This is a genomic window from Weizmannia sp. FSL W8-1119, assembly GCF_038008605.1.
In the GTDB taxonomy this organism is placed as follows: domain Bacteria; phylum Bacillota; class Bacilli; order Bacillales; family Bacillaceae_C; genus Weizmannia; species Weizmannia coagulans.
Genome location: NZ_JBBOZL010000001.1, coordinates 1313574 through 1331092 on the forward strand (window position 1 = coordinate 1313574; position 17519 = coordinate 1331092).

Annotated in this window: 13 protein-coding genes; 6 read left to right on the forward strand and 7 right to left on the reverse strand. The window is 47.8% G+C overall.

All coding sequences use genetic code 11. The features are described from left to right. Window positions 1–61 precede the first annotated feature (61 nt). A complete protein-coding gene (locus NSQ19_RS06275) occupies window positions 62–1324 on the reverse strand; it encodes an MFS transporter (protein WP_340702574.1) in 1263 nt (420 codons plus the stop codon). 253 nt (window positions 1325–1577) lie between these two features. Between NSQ19_RS06275 and NSQ19_RS06280 the strand changes: the two genes are divergently transcribed. Both NSQ19_RS06280 and NSQ19_RS06285 read left to right on the forward strand, forming a co-directional pair. After that, complete coding sequence (locus NSQ19_RS06280) at window positions 1578–2261, forward strand: response regulator transcription factor (protein ID WP_014098436.1); 684 nt, start codon at window positions 1578–1580, stop codon at window positions 2259–2261. Continuing rightward, on the forward strand, window positions 2258–3688 hold the full coding sequence (locus NSQ19_RS06285) for a HAMP domain-containing histidine kinase (RefSeq protein ID WP_061566207.1): 1431 nt from the start codon (window positions 2258–2260) through the stop codon (window positions 3686–3688). The genes NSQ19_RS06280 and NSQ19_RS06285 overlap by 4 nt, the downstream gene beginning before the upstream one ends. Before the next feature lie 168 nt (window positions 3689–3856). On the opposite strand, the gene NSQ19_RS06290 is transcribed toward NSQ19_RS06285, so the two are convergent. Beyond that, the gene (locus tag NSQ19_RS06290) at window positions 3857–4303 is read right to left on the reverse strand and encodes an HSP20-like chaperone (RefSeq protein ID WP_202622498.1); all 447 of its coding nucleotides are present in this window, start codon (window positions 4301–4303) and stop codon (window positions 3857–3859) included. A gap of 297 nt (window positions 4304–4600) precedes the next feature. Between NSQ19_RS06290 and NSQ19_RS06295 the strand changes: the two genes are divergently transcribed. Together NSQ19_RS06295 and odhB are read left to right on the forward strand one after the other, a co-directional pair. Next, window positions 4601–7432: a 2-oxoglutarate dehydrogenase E1 component gene (locus NSQ19_RS06295; RefSeq protein WP_013859230.1), complete on the forward strand. Its 2832-nt coding sequence runs from the start codon at window positions 4601–4603 to the stop codon at window positions 7430–7432. Window positions 7433–7585: 153 nt separating this feature from the next. Next, window positions 7586–8854: a 2-oxoglutarate dehydrogenase complex dihydrolipoyllysine-residue succinyltransferase gene (gene odhB / locus NSQ19_RS06300; protein ID WP_207368805.1), complete on the forward strand. Its 1269-nt coding sequence runs from the start codon at window positions 7586–7588 to the stop codon at window positions 8852–8854. Window positions 8855–8907: 53 nt separating this feature from the next. Here odhB and NSQ19_RS06305 read toward each other — a convergent pair whose 3' ends face one another. Then, on the reverse strand, window positions 8908–10392 hold the full coding sequence (locus tag NSQ19_RS06305) for an aldehyde dehydrogenase family protein (protein ID WP_340702575.1): 1485 nt from the start codon (window positions 10390–10392) through the stop codon (window positions 8908–8910). Between the two features lie 298 nt (window positions 10393–10690). Between NSQ19_RS06305 and NSQ19_RS06310 the strand changes: the two genes are divergently transcribed. Beyond that, window positions 10691–11254, forward strand: a complete 564-nt coding sequence (locus NSQ19_RS06310) for a Rok-like winged helix domain-containing protein (protein WP_340702576.1) — start codon at window positions 10691–10693, stop codon at window positions 11252–11254. A 119-nt stretch (window positions 11255–11373) separates the two neighbouring features. Here the strand turns inward: NSQ19_RS06310 and yidC are convergent, their stop codons facing one another. The 4 genes from yidC to NSQ19_RS06330 form a co-directional block, all read right to left on the reverse strand. Continuing rightward, window positions 11374–12147 (reverse strand): membrane protein insertase YidC, encoded by a 774-nt coding sequence (gene yidC / locus NSQ19_RS06315; RefSeq protein ID WP_207368806.1) that lies wholly within the window; start codon window positions 12145–12147, stop codon window positions 11374–11376. A 13-nt stretch (window positions 12148–12160) separates the two neighbouring features. Further along, window positions 12161–12469: a hypothetical protein gene (locus NSQ19_RS06320; RefSeq protein WP_017554079.1), complete on the reverse strand. Its 309-nt coding sequence runs from the start codon at window positions 12467–12469 to the stop codon at window positions 12161–12163. Between the two features lie 202 nt (window positions 12470–12671). Beyond that, complete coding sequence (locus tag NSQ19_RS06325; RefSeq protein WP_340702577.1) at window positions 12672–13562, reverse strand: YitT family protein; 891 nt, start codon at window positions 13560–13562, stop codon at window positions 12672–12674. Window positions 13563–13962: 400 nt separating this feature from the next. Continuing rightward, complete coding sequence (locus tag NSQ19_RS06330) at window positions 13963–16050, reverse strand: DNA topoisomerase III (protein WP_340702578.1); 2088 nt, start codon at window positions 16048–16050, stop codon at window positions 13963–13965. Between the two features lie 204 nt (window positions 16051–16254). Between NSQ19_RS06330 and trhO the strand changes: the two genes are divergently transcribed. After that, complete coding sequence (gene trhO, locus NSQ19_RS06335; RefSeq protein WP_013859237.1) at window positions 16255–17229, forward strand: oxygen-dependent tRNA uridine(34) hydroxylase TrhO; 975 nt, start codon at window positions 16255–16257, stop codon at window positions 17227–17229. Window positions 17230–17519: the final 290 nt, after the last annotated feature.

Genomic DNA, 17519 nt, shown 5'->3' on the forward strand with positions numbered 1-17519 from the left:
ATCATCAGTTTACCTGAAACAAAAAGGCGCTACAAATGCTTGAAATCGCACGACTCCGCAATTAAGCAGGGGAAGAGGCTTTAGCACGTGATTTGTCCGGTTTCACCGCCGCAAATGTAAGTCCTGCCGCCACCAGGCAGAAACCGGCCATGATCACCATGCTGATCTCAACCCGCCCTTTCATAAAATTGGCCATAAATAACGGACCTGCCGCCACGCCGATGTAGCGCATAGAACTGTAAATGGCGCTGATCGTCCCGCGGACTTCTTTTTCAATCGACTGATTAATCAGCGCATCCAACGGCGTAAGGGAGGCGCCGATTCCGATTCCGCAAATGAGAAAGGTCCCGATTAAATAGAAAAAACGGTCCGAAAAAGTGATCACGAGCACGGAGGCTCCGGTAATGAGCACACTGGAGAAAATAATCCATTTCATCAGTACCATGTTTTCTTTAATGATTTTCCCGGTTATAAAGGAAGAAAGGCACAATGCCGCGAGCGGGACGGCCAAAATAAACCCTTTCTTCACGCCATGGTAGCCGTACTGGTCTTCCAGATTGGACGACAAATAAAACAGCACCGCAAACAAAATAAACATCACGATGGCCCCGATCGCAAATACGGACGCCAGCCAGCGCCAGTGCTGGCGGAACACCTTTTTCGTATTCCCTATAAATGCTTTGATTCCCGGCCCCTGTTTTTCGTGTGCCGGCCTTTTGACAAGAAACAAAACAGACAGGATAGAGATCAGGCAAAAGACAGGGATGGCCGCAAAAGGCAAAAACCAGATCAATCCTGCCAGGAAGGATCCGAGAATCGGGCTCAATACTTTTCCAAACGTATTGGCCGTTTCAATAATGCCGAGGGTGGTGCTCACATCCCGGTTGCGGTGGAACATATCGCCGACAAGCGGCAAAACGATCGGTGCCGCGCCGGCCGTCCCGACGCCCTGCAAAGTCCGGCCGATCAAAATAAGGGAATACGGGTGATCGAGTTGCCAGGCCGCGTATGCCGAAATCGCCCCTCCTATAGCCGTAATCGCAAGTGACGGGATAATGACCATTTTTCGGCCGTATCTGTCCGATAAAAATCCGGCAACCGGGATAAGGAAAATGGCGACAATTGAATAAAAGGTGATAATATAGCTGGATTGGACTTTGGAGATGCCCAGTTTGTCCTCCATGAGGGGAAGGACCGGGATGAGCATCGAATTCCCCAGTGTCATAATCAGGGGAATGGAAGATAATGCAACAATCGCCCATCTTTTTTGATGGATTTCATTGTTTTTATCGGATAAAGGTGTGTTCGTTGTCAAATGATCCATTGTCTGTATTTTCCTTTCTTCTTCTCAATGTCAGCACTCTTCTTTACTATCTGCCGAACCGGAGACATTTATGAATGGAAAAAACGGGTTTTCTTTCTCATCATTTTTTAACAAACCATTCATATCTTTTTCTTTTCATTCGGTTAGCATATAAGAAAAAGCGGATTCTCCTTGATCATGCGCTGTCCGGAGCTATAATAAGGGCAGCGGAAAAGAAAGAGTTCCGGCAAAAGAACTTCGAGGGGGAATCGTCATGAAACGGATATTATTGGTGGAAGATGAAAAAAATCTGGCCCGTTTTATTGAGCTGGAGTTAAGACATGAAGGATACGAAGTGAAAGTGGCGTATGACGGACGGGAAGGGCTGCAGTCGGCTTTGGAGGAGGACTGGGATGTGATTCTCCTTGATTTAATGCTGCCGAAACTGAACGGCCTTGAAGTATGCCGCCGCCTGCGCCAGGAAAAAGAAACACCGGTCATCATGATTACCGCTCGGGACAGCATTATGGACCGTGTATCCGGGCTTGACCATGGGGCGGATGATTATATTGTCAAACCATTTGCGATTGAAGAATTGCTCGCAAGGCTGAGAGCCATTTTCAGAAGGATGGAGTACGCCGAGCCCAAAAAAGCAGCGCTAACAACGTACAAGTTTCGTGACCTTGTGCTGGAAAAAGAAAGCCGGCTTGTTAAAAAGGCAGGGAAAACCATTGAATTGACAAAGCGGGAATACGATTTGCTGCTTACGCTTTTGGAAAATAAAAATATTGTCATGACCCGTGAAGCGCTCCTGAACAAAGTATGGGGATATGAAACCGAGGTCGAAACGAATGTCGTCGATGTGTACATCCGGTACTTGCGCAATAAAATTGATACAGAAGGCGAAGACAGCTATATCCAGACAGTGCGGGGAACAGGATATGTGATGCGCGAATGAGGGCGGTAAAACACTGGCTGCAAAAAAGTTCCTTGAAAGTGAAATGGTCCGTCGGCGCAAGTGTAGCGATCTTTTTAACGTTTCTGATTTTCGGATTTTTCCAGTATACACTAATCAGTAGATGGCTATTGCATGAAGAAGCGACTTCGGTATCCGAGGCGCTGGATGATTTGAACAACAAGGGGGAAAACATCGATGACATTTTATCGAACCGGACGCTTTTTCAGCAGGTGCTGGAAAAAGACCAGTCGATCCGGATCATCAATGCGGAAGGAAAGGAAATGCTTGTCGTAAAAAGCATTCATTCTACCGATGCAAAAGTGCCGTTTATGCCGGTGAACGAAAAACGGGTCAGCCTGATCCGCGCGGGCAATCATCAAATTTTAGTCGGAAGGAGCCCGTTCCGCTCCCAGTCGTTCAACGGCTATATTGAAGTGATCTATCCTTTATACCGGTATGAAAATTTAATGCGGAATGTTCTGTTTGTCATGATGGTCGCCGGATGTGTGGGCTTGCTTTTGAGTGCTTTTCTCGGGTTTATGATGGCAAAAAATTTCCTCAAACCGTTGAAAAAACTCTCTTCCACCATGCAAAGCATTCGCAAAAAAGGATTCCAGGAACGGATGGAGCCAAGCGCCTCCAAAGACGAAATGGGGGAACTGACCAATATTTTTAACGATATGATGGACCAGATTGAACAGTCGTTCCGGCAGCAGAAACGGTTTGTCGAGGATGCTTCCCATGAATTAAGGACCCCCGTGCAAGTAATGGAAGGGCACTTAAATTTGTTAAACCGCTGGGGAAAAAATGACCCTGCGATTCTTGAAGAGTCGCTCCAGGCCTCGCTTCAGGAATTAAGCAGAATGAAAAAACTGGTGGAGGAACTGCTCGATCTTTCCCGGGTGGAAGAAGCCAAAATATTGGCCAATGAGGAAAAAGCAGATCTTTTGGCGGTCACAGAAAGGGTGATCCGCAATTTTAAAATGATCCACCAGCAATTCGATTTCAATTTTCAATATGATCCCAAACAGGCCTATGAAATCCTGATGAGCGAGAACCATCTTGAGCAGGTGCTGATCATTGTATTTGATAATGCGATAAAATATTCCGACCGCATTTACAAAGTCGATATCCGTCTCAAGCAGGAAAAGGGGAGGGCCGTGTTAACGGTAAAAGATTACGGCATCGGGATCCCGAAAGAAGATTTGCCGCAAATTTTCCACCGCTTTTACCGGGTGGATAAAGCAAGAAGCCGCGCAAAAGGCGGGAACGGGCTCGGGCTTGCTATTGCCAAACAACTGACAGAAGGATATTCCGGCACGATAGAAGCAGCAAGCGAGGTTGGCAAAGGGACCGAAATCCGGTTTACATTCCCCCTTGCCGCAAAACAAAAAACAGGCGGAAAAGAGGGCGTTTCGAAAAAATGAAACGTTCTTTTTCTTTTAAAGAAAAGGGGAGGGCCGTGTTTTGCCTGTGCCTGGAAACCGCGCCCGCCTTTCGCCCGTTTCCAAAAGGATAAACCTTTTTGATCCGCAAAATAACCGGGAGCTATACGTATGGAACCAACTGTAAGTTTTATCCAGAGGGCCGGGCTGTTAAAAATCTATGCCGACTTCTGTCATTTCATGTTCACTTTTTTTCAGGAGCCGGATTTCCAGGATGCCGTCCCGGTATTTTGCGGTCGTCCCTTTCCGGCGCACCGGGGAAGGCAGCCGTATCACCTGTTCCGCGTCCGGTTTTGGGAATGATTTTAACATGACCTGAAGAGAAGTGTGGAAGATTTTTAAGCCGGTGAGCATGCTTTCCTCCTGGACAGGGACGCGGATAAAAATAAAATCCAGTGTTTCAAATACTTCTATAGACGGGGCGCCTGCATCCGGGGAAGAGGCCGCCGGTCCATTCCCGTCCCCCTTTTTAAACGCATTCCCCCATTCGTCCCATTGAGAAAGGGCTTGGTTTATATGTTCCTGTACAGGTGGAAACGGCATATTCATCATCTTGAAGATCTCTTCGGTAAACGGAAACGTTTTCCATGGGAACATTTTTCTGCTCCTTTCTGCAACGGGGATATCATAAAATATGCGGTTTTGAACAATCGGGTGAGGCTAATGCAGCAGCACTTTCCGGGAAAAAACAGAATGAATCACTATTCATGCAAATTTTTAAAAATAAGAGTTTTTAACTTTATCTATTACGCTTACAGTGCTAAAATTGAGTTTGTAAGCGTTACAGCTTTCAAAATTCTTTATCGTTACATAATTTCTTGGTTCCGTTTTGGCATCCGCCAGGCGAAACCATACGAAAGTGAATAAGGGACGAAGAGCTGGAGGTTTTTCAAAATGAATGCAACTACACCAAAGGGATTTTGGGAAAGTTTTTCCGGGCCTAATCTTGGGTATGTCATGGATTTATATGAACAATACCTGGAAGATCCGGACAGCATCGACGAAGAGGCGAGAAAAGTATTTGACCAGTGGGGCGCGCCCGCTGTTTCCGAAGGCGGGAGCCTGACACAGGGGCAGGCGGATATTTCTTTCCAATTGCCGGCAAACCCGACGATTTTCAGCAAAATGGTCGCTGCTGTCAAATTGGCGGACAATATCCGGACTTTTGGCCATCTCGCAGCGGATATCAACCCGCTCCAAAAACCTGTTGGGGATGTCAGAAGAATTGAACTGGGAGAATTTGATTTAACCGAAGAAGATTTGAAAAAAGTGCCGGCATCCTTTATTTGCCCGGATGCACCCAAAAGGGTCAAAAACGGGCTTGATGCCATCAATTATTTAAAAGAAGTGTACACCCAAAAAGTCGCCTTTGAGTTTGACCATATTCATGACATGGAAGAAAAGCACTGGCTGCAACGGACAGTTGAATCGGGCAGCTTTTTCCGCGAACTCGGCCGGGAACAGAAAATCGGGATTTTAAAACGCCTTTCAGATGTGGAAGGATTTGAAAAATTTATTCACCGGACATTTGTCGGGCAGAAGCGTTTTTCCATTGAAGGGCTTGATGCGCTCGTTCCGCTGATGGAACAAATGATTATGGAAGCGGTCAAAACGGGTGTGAAAACCGTTAATATCGGCATGGCGCACAGAGGCCGACTCAATGTGCTTGCCCATATTCTTGAAAAACCATACGAGCTCATTTTTGCGGAATTTAAGCATGCTTCCAATAAAGATTTAATCCCTTCCGAAGGATCGATCGGCATTACGTACGGATGGACCGGCGATGTTAAATACCATCTCGGCGCGGACAGAAAAGGGCAAAACGGCGGTCCGATCGGCGCGCGTATCGTGCTTGCCAACAACCCAAGCCATCTGGAAGTTGCCAACCCTGTTGTCGAAGGGTATACACGTGCCGCGCAGGATAACCGGAACAAAGCGGGCTATCCGGACCGCGATCCGGACCGCGCATTTGCGATTCTTGTCCACGGGGATGCCGCATTTGCGGGGCAGGGCATTGTCGCAGAAACGCTGAATATGAGCAAGCTGAACGGATACGGGACAGGCGGGACCATCCATATCATCGCCAATAACAATATCGGGTTTACGACCGAAACATACGACTCGAGGTCAACAAAATATGCTTCTGATCCGGCAAAAGGCTATGAAGTGCCGATCCTCCATGTGAATGCGGATGATCCGGAAGCATGCGTACAGGCGGCGCTGTTTGCTTATGCTTACCGCGAAAAATTCCATAAAGACTTTGTGATCGACCTGGTCGGCTACCGCCGCTACGGCCATAATGAAATGGATGAACCGATGGTAACCAACCCGGTAATGTACCATGCGGTGCACAATCATCCGACGGTCAGGGCCATCTACGGTGAACAGCTTGTAAAAGAAGGCGTCCTGACAGCCGAAGAGGTTAAAACGATTGATGAAGCCGTTCAGAAAAAACTGCAGGCGGCTTACGAAAAAGTGCCAGACGGCGAAGCAGAACCCGATACGGCCATGGAGCCCCCAGAAAATGTGAAAAAAGGCTATTTGAGCATGAAAACAGGGGTGCCGGAACAGGAACTGAGGGCTTGGAATGCTGAATTGCTCGCCTGGCCTGAAAACTTCCACGTCTTTAAAAAACTGGCGCGGATTTTGAAACGCCGCGAACACGTTTTTGACGGCAAAGGGAAAATTGACTGGGCCCATGCGGAAGCGCTCGCGTTTGCAGCCATTTTAAAAGATGGCGTGCCGATCCGGTTTACCGGCCAGGATACACAGCGCGGCACGTTCGCACAGCGCAATCTCGTCCTGCACGACGAACAGACGGGGGAAGAATATATTCCGCACCATCATCTGTCCGGCGTTCAAACTTCATTTGCCATTTATAACAGCCCGCTGACCGAAGCCGGCGTTGTCGGGTTTGAATACGGCTATAACGTCTTTTCGCCGGATACGCTCGTCATTTGGGAAGCCCAGTTCGGCGATTTTGCAAACATGGCACAGGTCATGTTTGACCAGTTCATTTCATCCGGCAGGGCAAAATGGGGGCAAAAATCAGGGCTTGTCATGATGCTGCCGCACGGATACGAAGGGCAAGGCCCTGAACATTCAAGCGGCAGGGTGGAACGCTTCCTGCAACTGGCAGCGGAAAACAACTGGACAGTGGCGAATGTCTCGACAGCCGGCCAATACTTCCATATTTTAAGAAGGCAGGCAAAATGGCTGGCAAAAGAAGAAATCCGCCCGCTCGTTCTCATGACGCCAAAAAGCCTGCTTCGCCACCCGCTGGCATCTGTAGAGCCGTCTGTACTGGTAGATGGCAAATTCCACACCGTGCTGGAAGGCCCGGATACGGAAAATACGGGTGCAGTCGAAAGAATCCTGCTTTGCAGCGGGAAAGTGGCTGTAGACTTGGAAGAAAAGCTGGACGGTGCGGATATGAGCTGGCTGCATACGGTAAGGGTCGAGCAAATCTATCCTTTCCCTGAACAGGAATTGAAGGAAATCTTCGCGCGCTTTAAAAACGCGAAAGAAATTGTATGGATGCAGGAGGAGCCGGAGAATATGGGTTCCTGGTCTTTTGTTGAACCGTATTTAAGAAAGTTGGCGCCTCAGGGAGCAGAAATCCGATACATCGGCCGGCCGAGAAGGTCAAGCCCGTCGGAAGGCGACCCGGTCGTCCATAAAAAAGAACAAAACATAATTCTGACTGAAGCCATTACCCGCCCTTAAACGGCGGCTCGCTCCTTCCCAAGGGGCGGGGGCTTCCTATGCGCAAAATAACCGTTGCTTTGCCCGCTTCATCCTGCAGCCCGCGCTGCTCGGAAGATGAAGGAGGAGGCTTTGATATAAAAAAAGTGATACTTTTAAGGGAGGACAAGTGTTGTGGCTGAAATTAAAGTGCCTGAACTGGCAGAATCCATCACGGAAGGAACCATTGCACAATGGCTGAAACATCCGGGGGACCATGTAGATAAAGGGGAATATATTGTAGAACTTGAGACAGATAAAGTAAATGTAGAAGTCATTTCGGAAGAAGAAGGCGTCGTCCAGTCCCTCCTTTTTGAAGAAGGGGACACAGTCCAAGTCGGCGATGTCATTGCGATTGTCGGCGAAGGAACAGGGGAAAACAACGCAACGCCTTCCGCGCCGCCAAAAGAAGCGGAAGCACCGCAACCGGCACAAGCACAGGCGCTGGCGCAAACACAAGCGCCTGCCCCGGAGCAGCCAAAGCCGGCTCAGGAAGAAAGCGAAAGCCGCCCGGTTGCTTCTCCGGCTGCCCGCAAACTGGCACGTGAAAAAGGCATTGACTTATCGCAAGTGCCGACAGTGGATCCGCTTGGCAGGGTAAGGAAACAAGATGTGGAAACCTTCAATCCGCAAGCTGCGGCAAAAGCGCCGGCAGCACCGGAAAAACCTGCAGCCGGCAAAGCTGTGGCAGAAGAAGCCGGCAAACCGGTTGAAAGAATCCGCATGTCACGCCGCCGCCAGACGATCGCAAAACGGCTCGTTGAAGTGACACAGACAACGGCGATGCTGACGACATTCAACGAAATTGATATGTCGGCCGTCATGGATTTAAGAAAGCGAAAAAAAGAACAGTTCGTTAAAGATCATGACATCCGTCTCGGCTTTATGTCGTTCTTTACAAAAGCAGTGGTTGCGGCATTGAAGAAATATCCGTATGTCAATGCGGAAATTCAGGGCAATGAGCTGCTCTTGAAAAAATATTATGATATCGGCATTGCGGTATCCACGGAAGAAGGGCTTGTCGTGCCGGTTGTCCGGGATTGCGACCGGAAATCGTTCGCGGAAATTGAAGCGGATATTGCTGCATTTGCCCAAAAAGCACGTGATAATAAACTTGCATTAAGCGATCTGCAGGGCGGAACCTTTACGATTACAAACGGCGGCGTCTTTGGCTCGTTGTTCTCAACGCCGATTATCAACGGGACACAGGTTGGCATCCTCGGCATGCACACCATTCAAAAACGCCCGGTTGCAGTCGATGGGGACCGGATTGAAATCCGCCCGATGATGTACGTGGCGCTTTCCTATGACCACCGCGTCATTGACGGAAAAGATGCTGTCGGTTTCTTGAAAACGGTGAAAACATTAATTGAAAATCCTGAAGATTTGCTGCTGGAATCTTAAAAGCATGAAAGAAAAGCATCGGTTTTGCCGATGCTTTTCTTTTTAACCGCCCTTTAAGGATTGGCGATCCAGACGCTTTTGACTTCCGTATAGTTTTGGAGCGCGTAGGAACCCATCTCGCGCCCGATGCCGGATTGTTTATAACCGCCAAACGGGGAAGCAGCATCAAACACATTGTAGCAGTTGACCCAAACCGTTCCCGCCCGGAGACGGTTTGCAATATAGTGCGCATTGGCCACATTTTCCGTCCAAACCCCTGCCGCAAGCCCGTACTCGCTGTTGTTGGCGCGGCTGATTACTTCATCGAGGGATTCGTAAGGCATTGCCGCAATGACTGGGCCGAAAATTTCCTCTTTGGCGATCGTCATCTCATCACGGACATCTGCAAAAATCGTCGGTTCAACAAAGAAGCCTTCTTCACGCGGTTTTTTTCCGCCTGTCACAATTTCCGCCCCTTCATCAAGCCCTTTTTCAATATAATTCAAAACGCGCGCTTGCTGCTCATCTGAAACAAGCGGCCCCATTTCCGTATCTTTATTCAGCCCGAAGCCCTGCTTAATTGACTGGGCGTGGGAGGCCATATCGGCAATGACATTATCGAAATGTTTCTTTTGAATGAAAACGCGCGAACCGGCGCAGCATACTTGCCCCTGGTTGAACATTACGCCGTTTAAAGCGCCAGGAATCGCTTTCGATAAGTCGGCATCCGGCAAAATAATGTTCGGGGATTTTCCGCCAAGTTCGAGCGTGACCCGTTTTAGCGTTTTCGAGGCATTGGCCATGATCAGTTTCCCGACTTCAGTGGAACCGGTAAAGGCAATTTTATCCACAAGCGGGTGGTCGACAAGGGCGGCCCCGGCAGTTTCCCCAAAGCCCGGCACAATATTGATGACGCCATCCGGGAAGCCGGCCTCGCTCACCAGCTGCGCCAAATAAAGGGCGGAAAGCGGCGTTTGTTCAGCCGGTTTTAAAATGATCGTGCAGCCGGTCGCAAGCGCGGCGCCCATTTTCCACATTGCCATTAAAAGAGGGAAGTTCCAAGGGATGATTTGCCCGACAACCCCGACCGGTTCATGGCGGGTATAGTTAAAGTAAGGGCCGTTTACGGGAATGGTCTGGCCGGTGATTTTCGTTGTCCAGCCGGCATAATACCGCATATGTTCAATGGCAAGCGGAATATCGGCATTTGCCGTTTCGCGGATCGGTTTCCCGTTGTCGAGCGTTTCGAGCTGTGCCAGCGCTTCCCGGTGCTCTTCCATCAGATCCGCCAATTTATACATTAACCGGCTTCTATCGGCAGGGTTCATCCGCGGCCATGGGCCTTCATCAAATGCTTTTCTGGCGGCTTGTACGGCAAGGCCGATATCTTGTTTATCCCCTTCATAGACCGTAGCCAGCGTTTCGCCGGTAGCCGGATTCGGCGTGTCAAATGTTTTGCCGGATGCGCTTTCAACAAATTGCCCGCTAATGAACATCTTCTTTTTGCCCTGAAGGAAATGCTGAACCCTTTCATCCAACTGCACGGTTAATTGTTCCATTTCAACCCCTCCGTTTATGTTAATTTCAAGGAGACAAGCCTCCTTATACACTTGCTTTGCGCGACAGTCTGTCAGCGCTTACATCAATATTATACTAAATCTAAAAAATAGGTGCAATAGAAATCATTCGAATAATTTGAATATATTTCGTGGAAAACCGCAAAAATTCGACATGCTCCTTTATGAATAATTATTCGCTACTAATTTTCTAACAAAAAATAATTATTTTATCTTTTTATTTTACTAGTTTCATATTATAATCTATATATACATACATTTTAAGAAACGAGGGATAAAATTGACGATTAATGAGAGAATGGCACTAAAAATCCGCCTGGAGCAGCTGGAAGACGCTGAGATCCGGGTTATACAGGAATTTCAAAAAGAACGGGAATATATTTTTAAAAGATTAAGGGAGCTGGATGAAAAAGAAGGTCAGCAGGCAGAAGCAGCATCCGGCAAACCGGAATATGTATCTTTTAATACGCTTGCGTCCGTCCCGCCGGAAACCTCCGGCGGCGAAGTCCTTACGAAAGAAAGAAAGGTGCGGAAATCGCGGCCGTCAAGAAGAAGCAAGTCGGGCAAGATGAGAGAAGAGGCCATCCAAATATTAAAAGAGGTTTCGAAACCGATCAGAGGGGCTGAACTGCAGCGGATGATCGAAGAAAAAACCGGCTTTAAAATCGCTAATATGACCTCTTTTATGAAATCCGTCGAAAAACTCGATCCGCGCATCCGCAAACCGGACCGCGGGCTGTATCAATTTGTGAATGATACAGCAAATACGGAAGAACCGCATCAGGAAATGGAACAAAATGAACACGAGCCGGAGGAAAACGAGGCAGTTGCTGAACAGAAGTAAACCGGCATAAAAAATCCCCGGAAATCCGGGGATGAAAAACAAAAAGCGGCGGGAACACATTAACTGTGCCCCCGCCGCTTTTTTTGTATTTTAGTGACTACCAAACGATCAAGATGCAATTATGAATTTGATTCTTCCTTCGGCGGGTGGGTCTGGTAAAATTTTTTCTGAATCAGCGTCTGCCCGATCATAAACAGCCCGCTCACCGTCCAGTACAGCGGCAGAACCGCCGGAGCTGAAAAAGAAACAAACAGGATCATGATCGGCGACATGAGCATCATGTATTTCATTTGCTTTTTCTGTTCTTCAGGGACCCCGATCAGGGAAATCTGGGCCTGGATGAAATAAATGACACCGGCGAGAATGGCCATCGGAATATCCACTTGTCCGAGATTGAACCATAAAAAGGAGTGGGTCGCAATTTCTTTCGAGCCGCGGATCGCATAATAAAATCCCATTAAAATCGGCATTTGGATGATAATCGGCAGGCATCCCATATTCAGCGGGTTAACGCCGTGCTTTTGGTACAGCCCCATCATTTCCTGCTGAAGCTTTGCCTGTTCTTCTTTCGTTTTTGCCGTTTTGATTTTTGCCTGCAACTTATCCATTTCCGGCTTCAAAACTTTCATTTTATCCTGCATGATTTGCGTTTTTTTGAATGTATGCAGCATAAAAGGCATAAGAATCAGCCGGATGATTAACGTCAAAACAATAATGGCAATCCCGTAATCGCCATGAAGCAGCTGGGCCGTTGCTTTAATGACAATTGAAAACGGGGCAACAAAATAATGATGGAAAAATCCACCGCTGTGCCCGCCGTTTGTATTTGAACATGCGCTCAAAACGAACAATAAACCACTTAAAACCAATGTGAAGCTGAAAAATCTTTTCATGAAATATCCTCCTTCAGTATATTGCACAAATCCTGCCCTCTCCGGCCGGCGTTAAATCCGGTTCCGGATCAGGATCCTCAGAAGGATATGTCCGTATTCTGACACAACTTAAAATCCAAACCGTAAAGAAATTGCACCGGCATTCCGCAGCCGGGCGGGTGTGTACAGTAAAATCCTGCATGATGGCGGCGGGCCTTGCTTCAACAAACGCTGCCGGCCTGATCACAAACCGGCTGAGATAAAGAAAACCTGCTGCCAGTACGTAAAATGACAGCGTGCAGACGGCCGGATCATTTACAAAATCGATGATGTTTTGAATCAAAGCTATTCACTCACTTTAAAGAGATCAGTACAAAGTATACTTTAAATTTATCTGTTTTACAATCGTAATCATCATTTTACCATACACTGCGAAAGAATCCTAATTTAAGGGAAGGGGAGTATGGCCGGACAGCGTGAAAATGGAAAAAGTTATATGTGCATATAAACAGGGCTGCCCGGATGGACAGTCCTCATTTACGCCGTTAGTGAATATCTTTTTTCTTAAATCTGCCGCCGCGCACTTCCGATATGTTTCCAACCGCAATAAAGGCGCTTTCGTCAAATTCTTCTACAATTGATTTCAATTTTGCTTCTTCAAGGCGGGTGATGACGCAGAAAATAACTTTTTTATTGTCTCCTGTATAAGCGCCTTCCCCGTTCAGATAGGTTACTCCGCGTCCGAGGCGGGCCATAATGGCTTCGCCGATGTCATACATCTCGTCGCTGATGATCCATACCGATTTGGATTCATCCAGCCCCTGTACAACCACGTCGATTGCTTTTGTGGCGATAAAATAGGTAATGACCGAATACATGGCATATTTCCAGCTGAACACAAAGCCGGCACAGGTAAAAATGAAGAGATTGAGGCCGAGTATAATTTCACCGACAGAGAAAGGAAGCTTTTTGTTTAATAGAATGGCAAGCGCTTCTGTTCCGTCAAGGCAGCCTCCCCAGCGGATTACAAGGCCGACGCCGATGCCAAGGATAATGCCGCCGAAAACCGTACACAGCAGCAAATCATCCGTAAACACTTTTACGGGGGTCAACAGGACGGTTGTCACCGACATGACGGAGATGCCGTAAAGGGTGGTCAAGGCAAAAGTTTTTCCGATTTGCTTGTACCCGATATAAAAGAATGGGAGGTTTAAGATGAAAATAATAGGGCCCAGTTTCCAGCCGGCAAGGTGGGAGAGGATAATCGAGATGCCGGTGATGCCGCCGTCCAGAATCTGATTCGGGACAAGGAACAGCTCGAGGGCAACCCCCATAATCATTGCGCCGAGGCTGACAAAGATAAAACGCTGGCCAAGTACCGCCCACTTATTTTTCTTCTGCCTGAATGATGCATATGTTTTTGCAGTTTCTTCCATACTTTACTTTATCCCCTTTCCAAGTATTTTTGTGAAAAAATGTACATTATACGCATACATGAGCCGTTCCTTTAAGAGCAGCGTTTGCCAAAGCCTAGGATTTTTCCCTGAACCGGAGAACGAAAAATACATTTATAATGAAGGACGCTCCCGATACAAACAGATGAGAAAAAGCGGGTTTTTATAACAGAGGAGAAAAACCGGTACAAACATCTATAATTTAATTATATTATAAGAAAGTTAAAAAGTGAATGGATATGCATTTCCATGTTGTTCAAATTTTTTCCGGCCGTGTTGAAACATGGGGCATGGCGCGCTTTCAGGGGCCGAATTGCCCGTATTGGCCGCGAAAATGTTTATAAAAAAGCCCGGCTTGGCCGGGCTTTTTTAAACATCCAATCTATTCTTTTTCCAAGGCGGCTTTTAAAGCATCTGCCAGGCTGTTGCCGAAACTTTCCTCTTTCTTTGTGTATTTTTGCAGCAATTTCTTTTCTTCATGTTTTGACAAAGTTTTTTTCTTTTCGTCCGCTTTTTGGACAATATTGCAGTGGCGGCATTGGAAATACACGCCGGATTTGCCGTGATGAATCTCCATCTTTTTATGGCAGGTCGGGCAGCGTCGGTTGGAAAGTTTCGGGCTTTTCCGCTTTGTAAACCGGCATTCCCGGTTTGAACAGACAAGCTTTTTCCCGTCTTTGCCGTTTACTTCTTTCATAAGGGAACCGCATTCCGGGCATTTCGTTCCCGTTAAATTGTGGGCGCGGTATTTTTTGTCACTCGTCCGGATTTCACGGACGAGGCGTACGGTTTCCCGGCGGATGGTTTCCAAAAACTGCTTCGGGTTGCCTTTTCCGCGGGCAATCGCTTCAAGCTGTTCTTCCCATTTTGCGGTCAGTTCCGGCGATTTCAACTCGTCATTTACAAGGTCGATCAGCTGCTTGCCTTTCGGTGTCGGCACAAGGCGGCCGGACTCACGGCTGATCGTTTCGGAGGAGACGAGCCGTTCAATGATATCGGCGCGTGTTGCCGGCGTCCCGAGCCCGTATTTTTCCATCCTGGAAAGAATATCCGCTTCGGAATACCGTTTCGGCGCTTCGGTTAGATGCTGGCTGAGCCGGATTTGTTCCAGCTTAAATGTTTTTCCTTCTTTGATCGAAAGCAGCGCCGTATTTTCCCGTTCCTGTTCATGGTGCAAAACAGCGGTAAACCCGGCATTTTTCACGGCCATTGTCCGCCCGGCCAGGGTTTTTCCGCCTGCTTGAAGCTTAAATTGGACGGTTTCATATTCATAAACCGGGTAGAACAGCGCAAGGAACCGTTTTACGATCAGATCATAGATTTTCCGTTCATCGGCAGATAAATCCGGCAAGGCCGGGCGTTCATCCGTTGGAATAATCGCATGGTGGTCCGTCACCTTTGCATCATTGATGACACGTTTGGCCAGTATGTTGCCTTTCCGGGAAAGGACCGGCTGAACTTCTTCTTTGTACGCATCTTTCACCGCAAGCAGCCGGTCGTACATCGTGTTTTCCATATCTTTCGTCAAATATTTCGAATCGGTGCGCGGATAGGTAACGAGTTTATGCTGTTCATATAAGTTTTGCAGCACGTTCAATGTTTTCTTTGCTGTAAAACCGAAGCGGTGGTTGGCGTCGCGTTGCAGTTCCGTCAAGTCGTAAGGGAGCGGCTGCTGCTCTTGCTTCTGTTTGCGGATCACTTGTGTTACAACGGCAGTCTGCCCGGATAAAGCCGCGTGTATGGCATTTGCTTTTTGCTCATCAAATATCCGTTTCTCGCCGTTATGGTCATATGACACTTCGAGTTTTCCGGCGAGCGCTTCAATGGTCCAGTATTTTTTCGGCACAAAAGACTGGATTTCCCGTTCGCGCTCGAGCACCATCGCCAATGTCGGCGTCTGCACGCGCCCGGCGGAGAGCGGGTCGTTGTATTTCACGGTTAAAGCGCGGGACACGTTCAACCCGATCAGCCAGTCTGCTTCGCTGCGGCAGACGGCGGAGCGGTACAGATTGTCATACTGCTTTGCCGGTTTTAATTGCTTGAACCCGTCTTTAATCGCTTTGTCGGTCTGGGAAGATATCCATAACCGTTTTACCGGTTTTTTCCAGCGCATTTTTTCCAGAATCCAGCGTGCGACAAGTTCGCCTTCGCGCCCGGCATCGGTTGCGATAATACAGTCTTTGATGTCGCTTCTTTTGCCGAGCTGTTCGATCACTTTATATTGCGGATATGTCTGCCGGATTGTTTTGGTTTCCATTTTATCCGGAAGAATCGGCAGGTCTTCCATGCGCCATTCTTTATATTTCGGATGATAATCTTCCGGCATTTTCAGTTCGATCAAATGGCCGAGCGCCCATGTCACGATATAGCGCGGCCCCTCAATATAACATTTTTTATTTTCCGTGCAGCCGAGGACGCGCGCAAGTTCGCGCCCGACGCTCGGCTTTTCGGCGAGTACAAGCGATTTCATTGCATAACACCTTTCTTTTATTCCTGTCTGAACAAGTATAACGCATCAAACAGGATTGATAAATGATTTCGTTTCTTCTGTTTTCACAGTGAAAATTTTGAAATGCAAACGGGCTTTTGGTAAAATGGTGGTTTGTAAGAGACAGTGTAACCTGAAAGCCTGCATTATATCTTGCAAATATAATTGGATAGGTGGTTATCGATAATGGAACAAACAAAGCCGTACAGAGTCTTATTGTATTACAAGTATGTTGAAATTGAAAATCCGGAAGCCTTTGCAGCTGAACATTTGCAGTTTTGCAAAGAGACCGGTTTAAAGGGGCGTATCCTCGTTGCCAAAGAAGGGATCAACGGCACTGTTTCCGGAACGGTTGAACAAACAACCAAATATAAAGAAAAGATGCACGCAGATCCCCGGTTCCGGGACATGGTCTTCAAAGAAGATGAAGCAGACGGCCATGCGTTTAAAAAAATGCACGTCCGCCCGCGCAAGGAGCTTGTTACGCTGCGGCTTGAAAAAGACATCAATCCGAATGAAAAAACGGGGAAATATTTGTCTCCGAAAGAATTTCGCGAGGCGCTGCTGGCTGAAGATACCGTCGTACTGGATGCGCGCAATGACTATGAGTATGATCTCGGGCATTTCCGCGGGGCATTGCGCCCGGATATCCGCACTTTCCGCGAACTGCCGGAATGGGTGCGCGAACATAAGGATCAATTAAAAGGCAAAAAAATTGTGACGTATTGCACCGGCGGCATCCGTTGTGAAAAATTTTCGGGCTGGCTGCTGGAAGAAGGGTTTGAAGATGTCGGCCAACTGCACGGCGGGATTGTGACATACGGAAAGGATCCGGAAGTGCAGGGAGAGCTGTGGGACGGCAAACTGTATGTATTTGACGAACGGATTTCCGTTCCGGTCAACCGAAAGGAACATGTCGTTGTCGGCCGGGATTATTTTACGGGGGAACCGTGCGAACGTTATGTCAACTGCGCCAACCCAGCCTGCAACAAGCAATTTTTATGCTCGGAAGAAAATGAACATAAATATATGCGGAGCTGCTCGCATGAATGCCGCACCGTGCCAAATAATTTATATGTAAAAGAACACGGCCTTACACCGGAAAAAGTAGCTGAACGGCTGCGCCGGATCGAAGAAGAAGACGCGGCGTTAAACCGGTAACCGGCGCGGCTTTTAACCTTACGATTCGGAAAGCGGATGGTGAAAAAGGGGATGGAAACCGTGCTCGCTCCCTGCCGGAACGATTCCTTGCTTCGGAAACGGCATTTTCTTGAAAGAAACAAGGCCTAAAGAGCGGAATGTGAAAAAGAGAAGAAAAACCGGGAACTGCTGCAAACATCCCAGCTCGGGGGCAGGGTTAACAAGCGGTGCGTTCCGGAACAGAGAAAGGATTTGGTGCAACTGGGCCAAATCCTTTTTATCTGCCTGTTTTTTGTGTAAAATGGGGAAAA

Coding starts and splice junctions, on each gene's coding strand:
- NSQ19_RS06275 (WP_340702574.1), bottom strand. CDS start 1,324: ATGGATCATTTGACAACGAACACACCTTTATCCGATAAAAACAATGAA.
- NSQ19_RS06280 (WP_014098436.1), top strand. CDS start 1,578: ATGAAACGGATATTATTGGTGGAAGATGAAAAAAATCTGGCCCGTTTT.
- NSQ19_RS06285 (WP_061566207.1), top strand. CDS start 2,258: ATGAGGGCGGTAAAACACTGGCTGCAAAAAAGTTCCTTGAAAGTGAAA.
- NSQ19_RS06290 (WP_202622498.1), bottom strand. CDS start 4,303: ATGTTCCCATGGAAAACGTTTCCGTTTACCGAAGAGATCTTCAAGATG.
- NSQ19_RS06295 (WP_013859230.1), top strand. CDS start 4,601: ATGAATGCAACTACACCAAAGGGATTTTGGGAAAGTTTTTCCGGGCCT.
- NSQ19_RS06305 (WP_340702575.1), bottom strand. CDS start 10,392: ATGGAACAATTAACCGTGCAGTTGGATGAAAGGGTTCAGCATTTCCTT.
- yidC (WP_207368806.1), bottom strand. CDS start 12,147: ATGAAAAGATTTTTCAGCTTCACATTGGTTTTAAGTGGTTTATTGTTC.
- NSQ19_RS06325 (WP_340702577.1), bottom strand. CDS start 13,562: ATGGAAGAAACTGCAAAAACATATGCATCATTCAGGCAGAAGAAAAAT.
- NSQ19_RS06330 (WP_340702578.1), bottom strand. CDS start 16,050: ATGAAATCGCTTGTACTCGCCGAAAAGCCGAGCGTCGGGCGCGAACTT.
- trhO (WP_013859237.1), top strand. CDS start 16,255: ATGGAACAAACAAAGCCGTACAGAGTCTTATTGTATTACAAGTATGTT.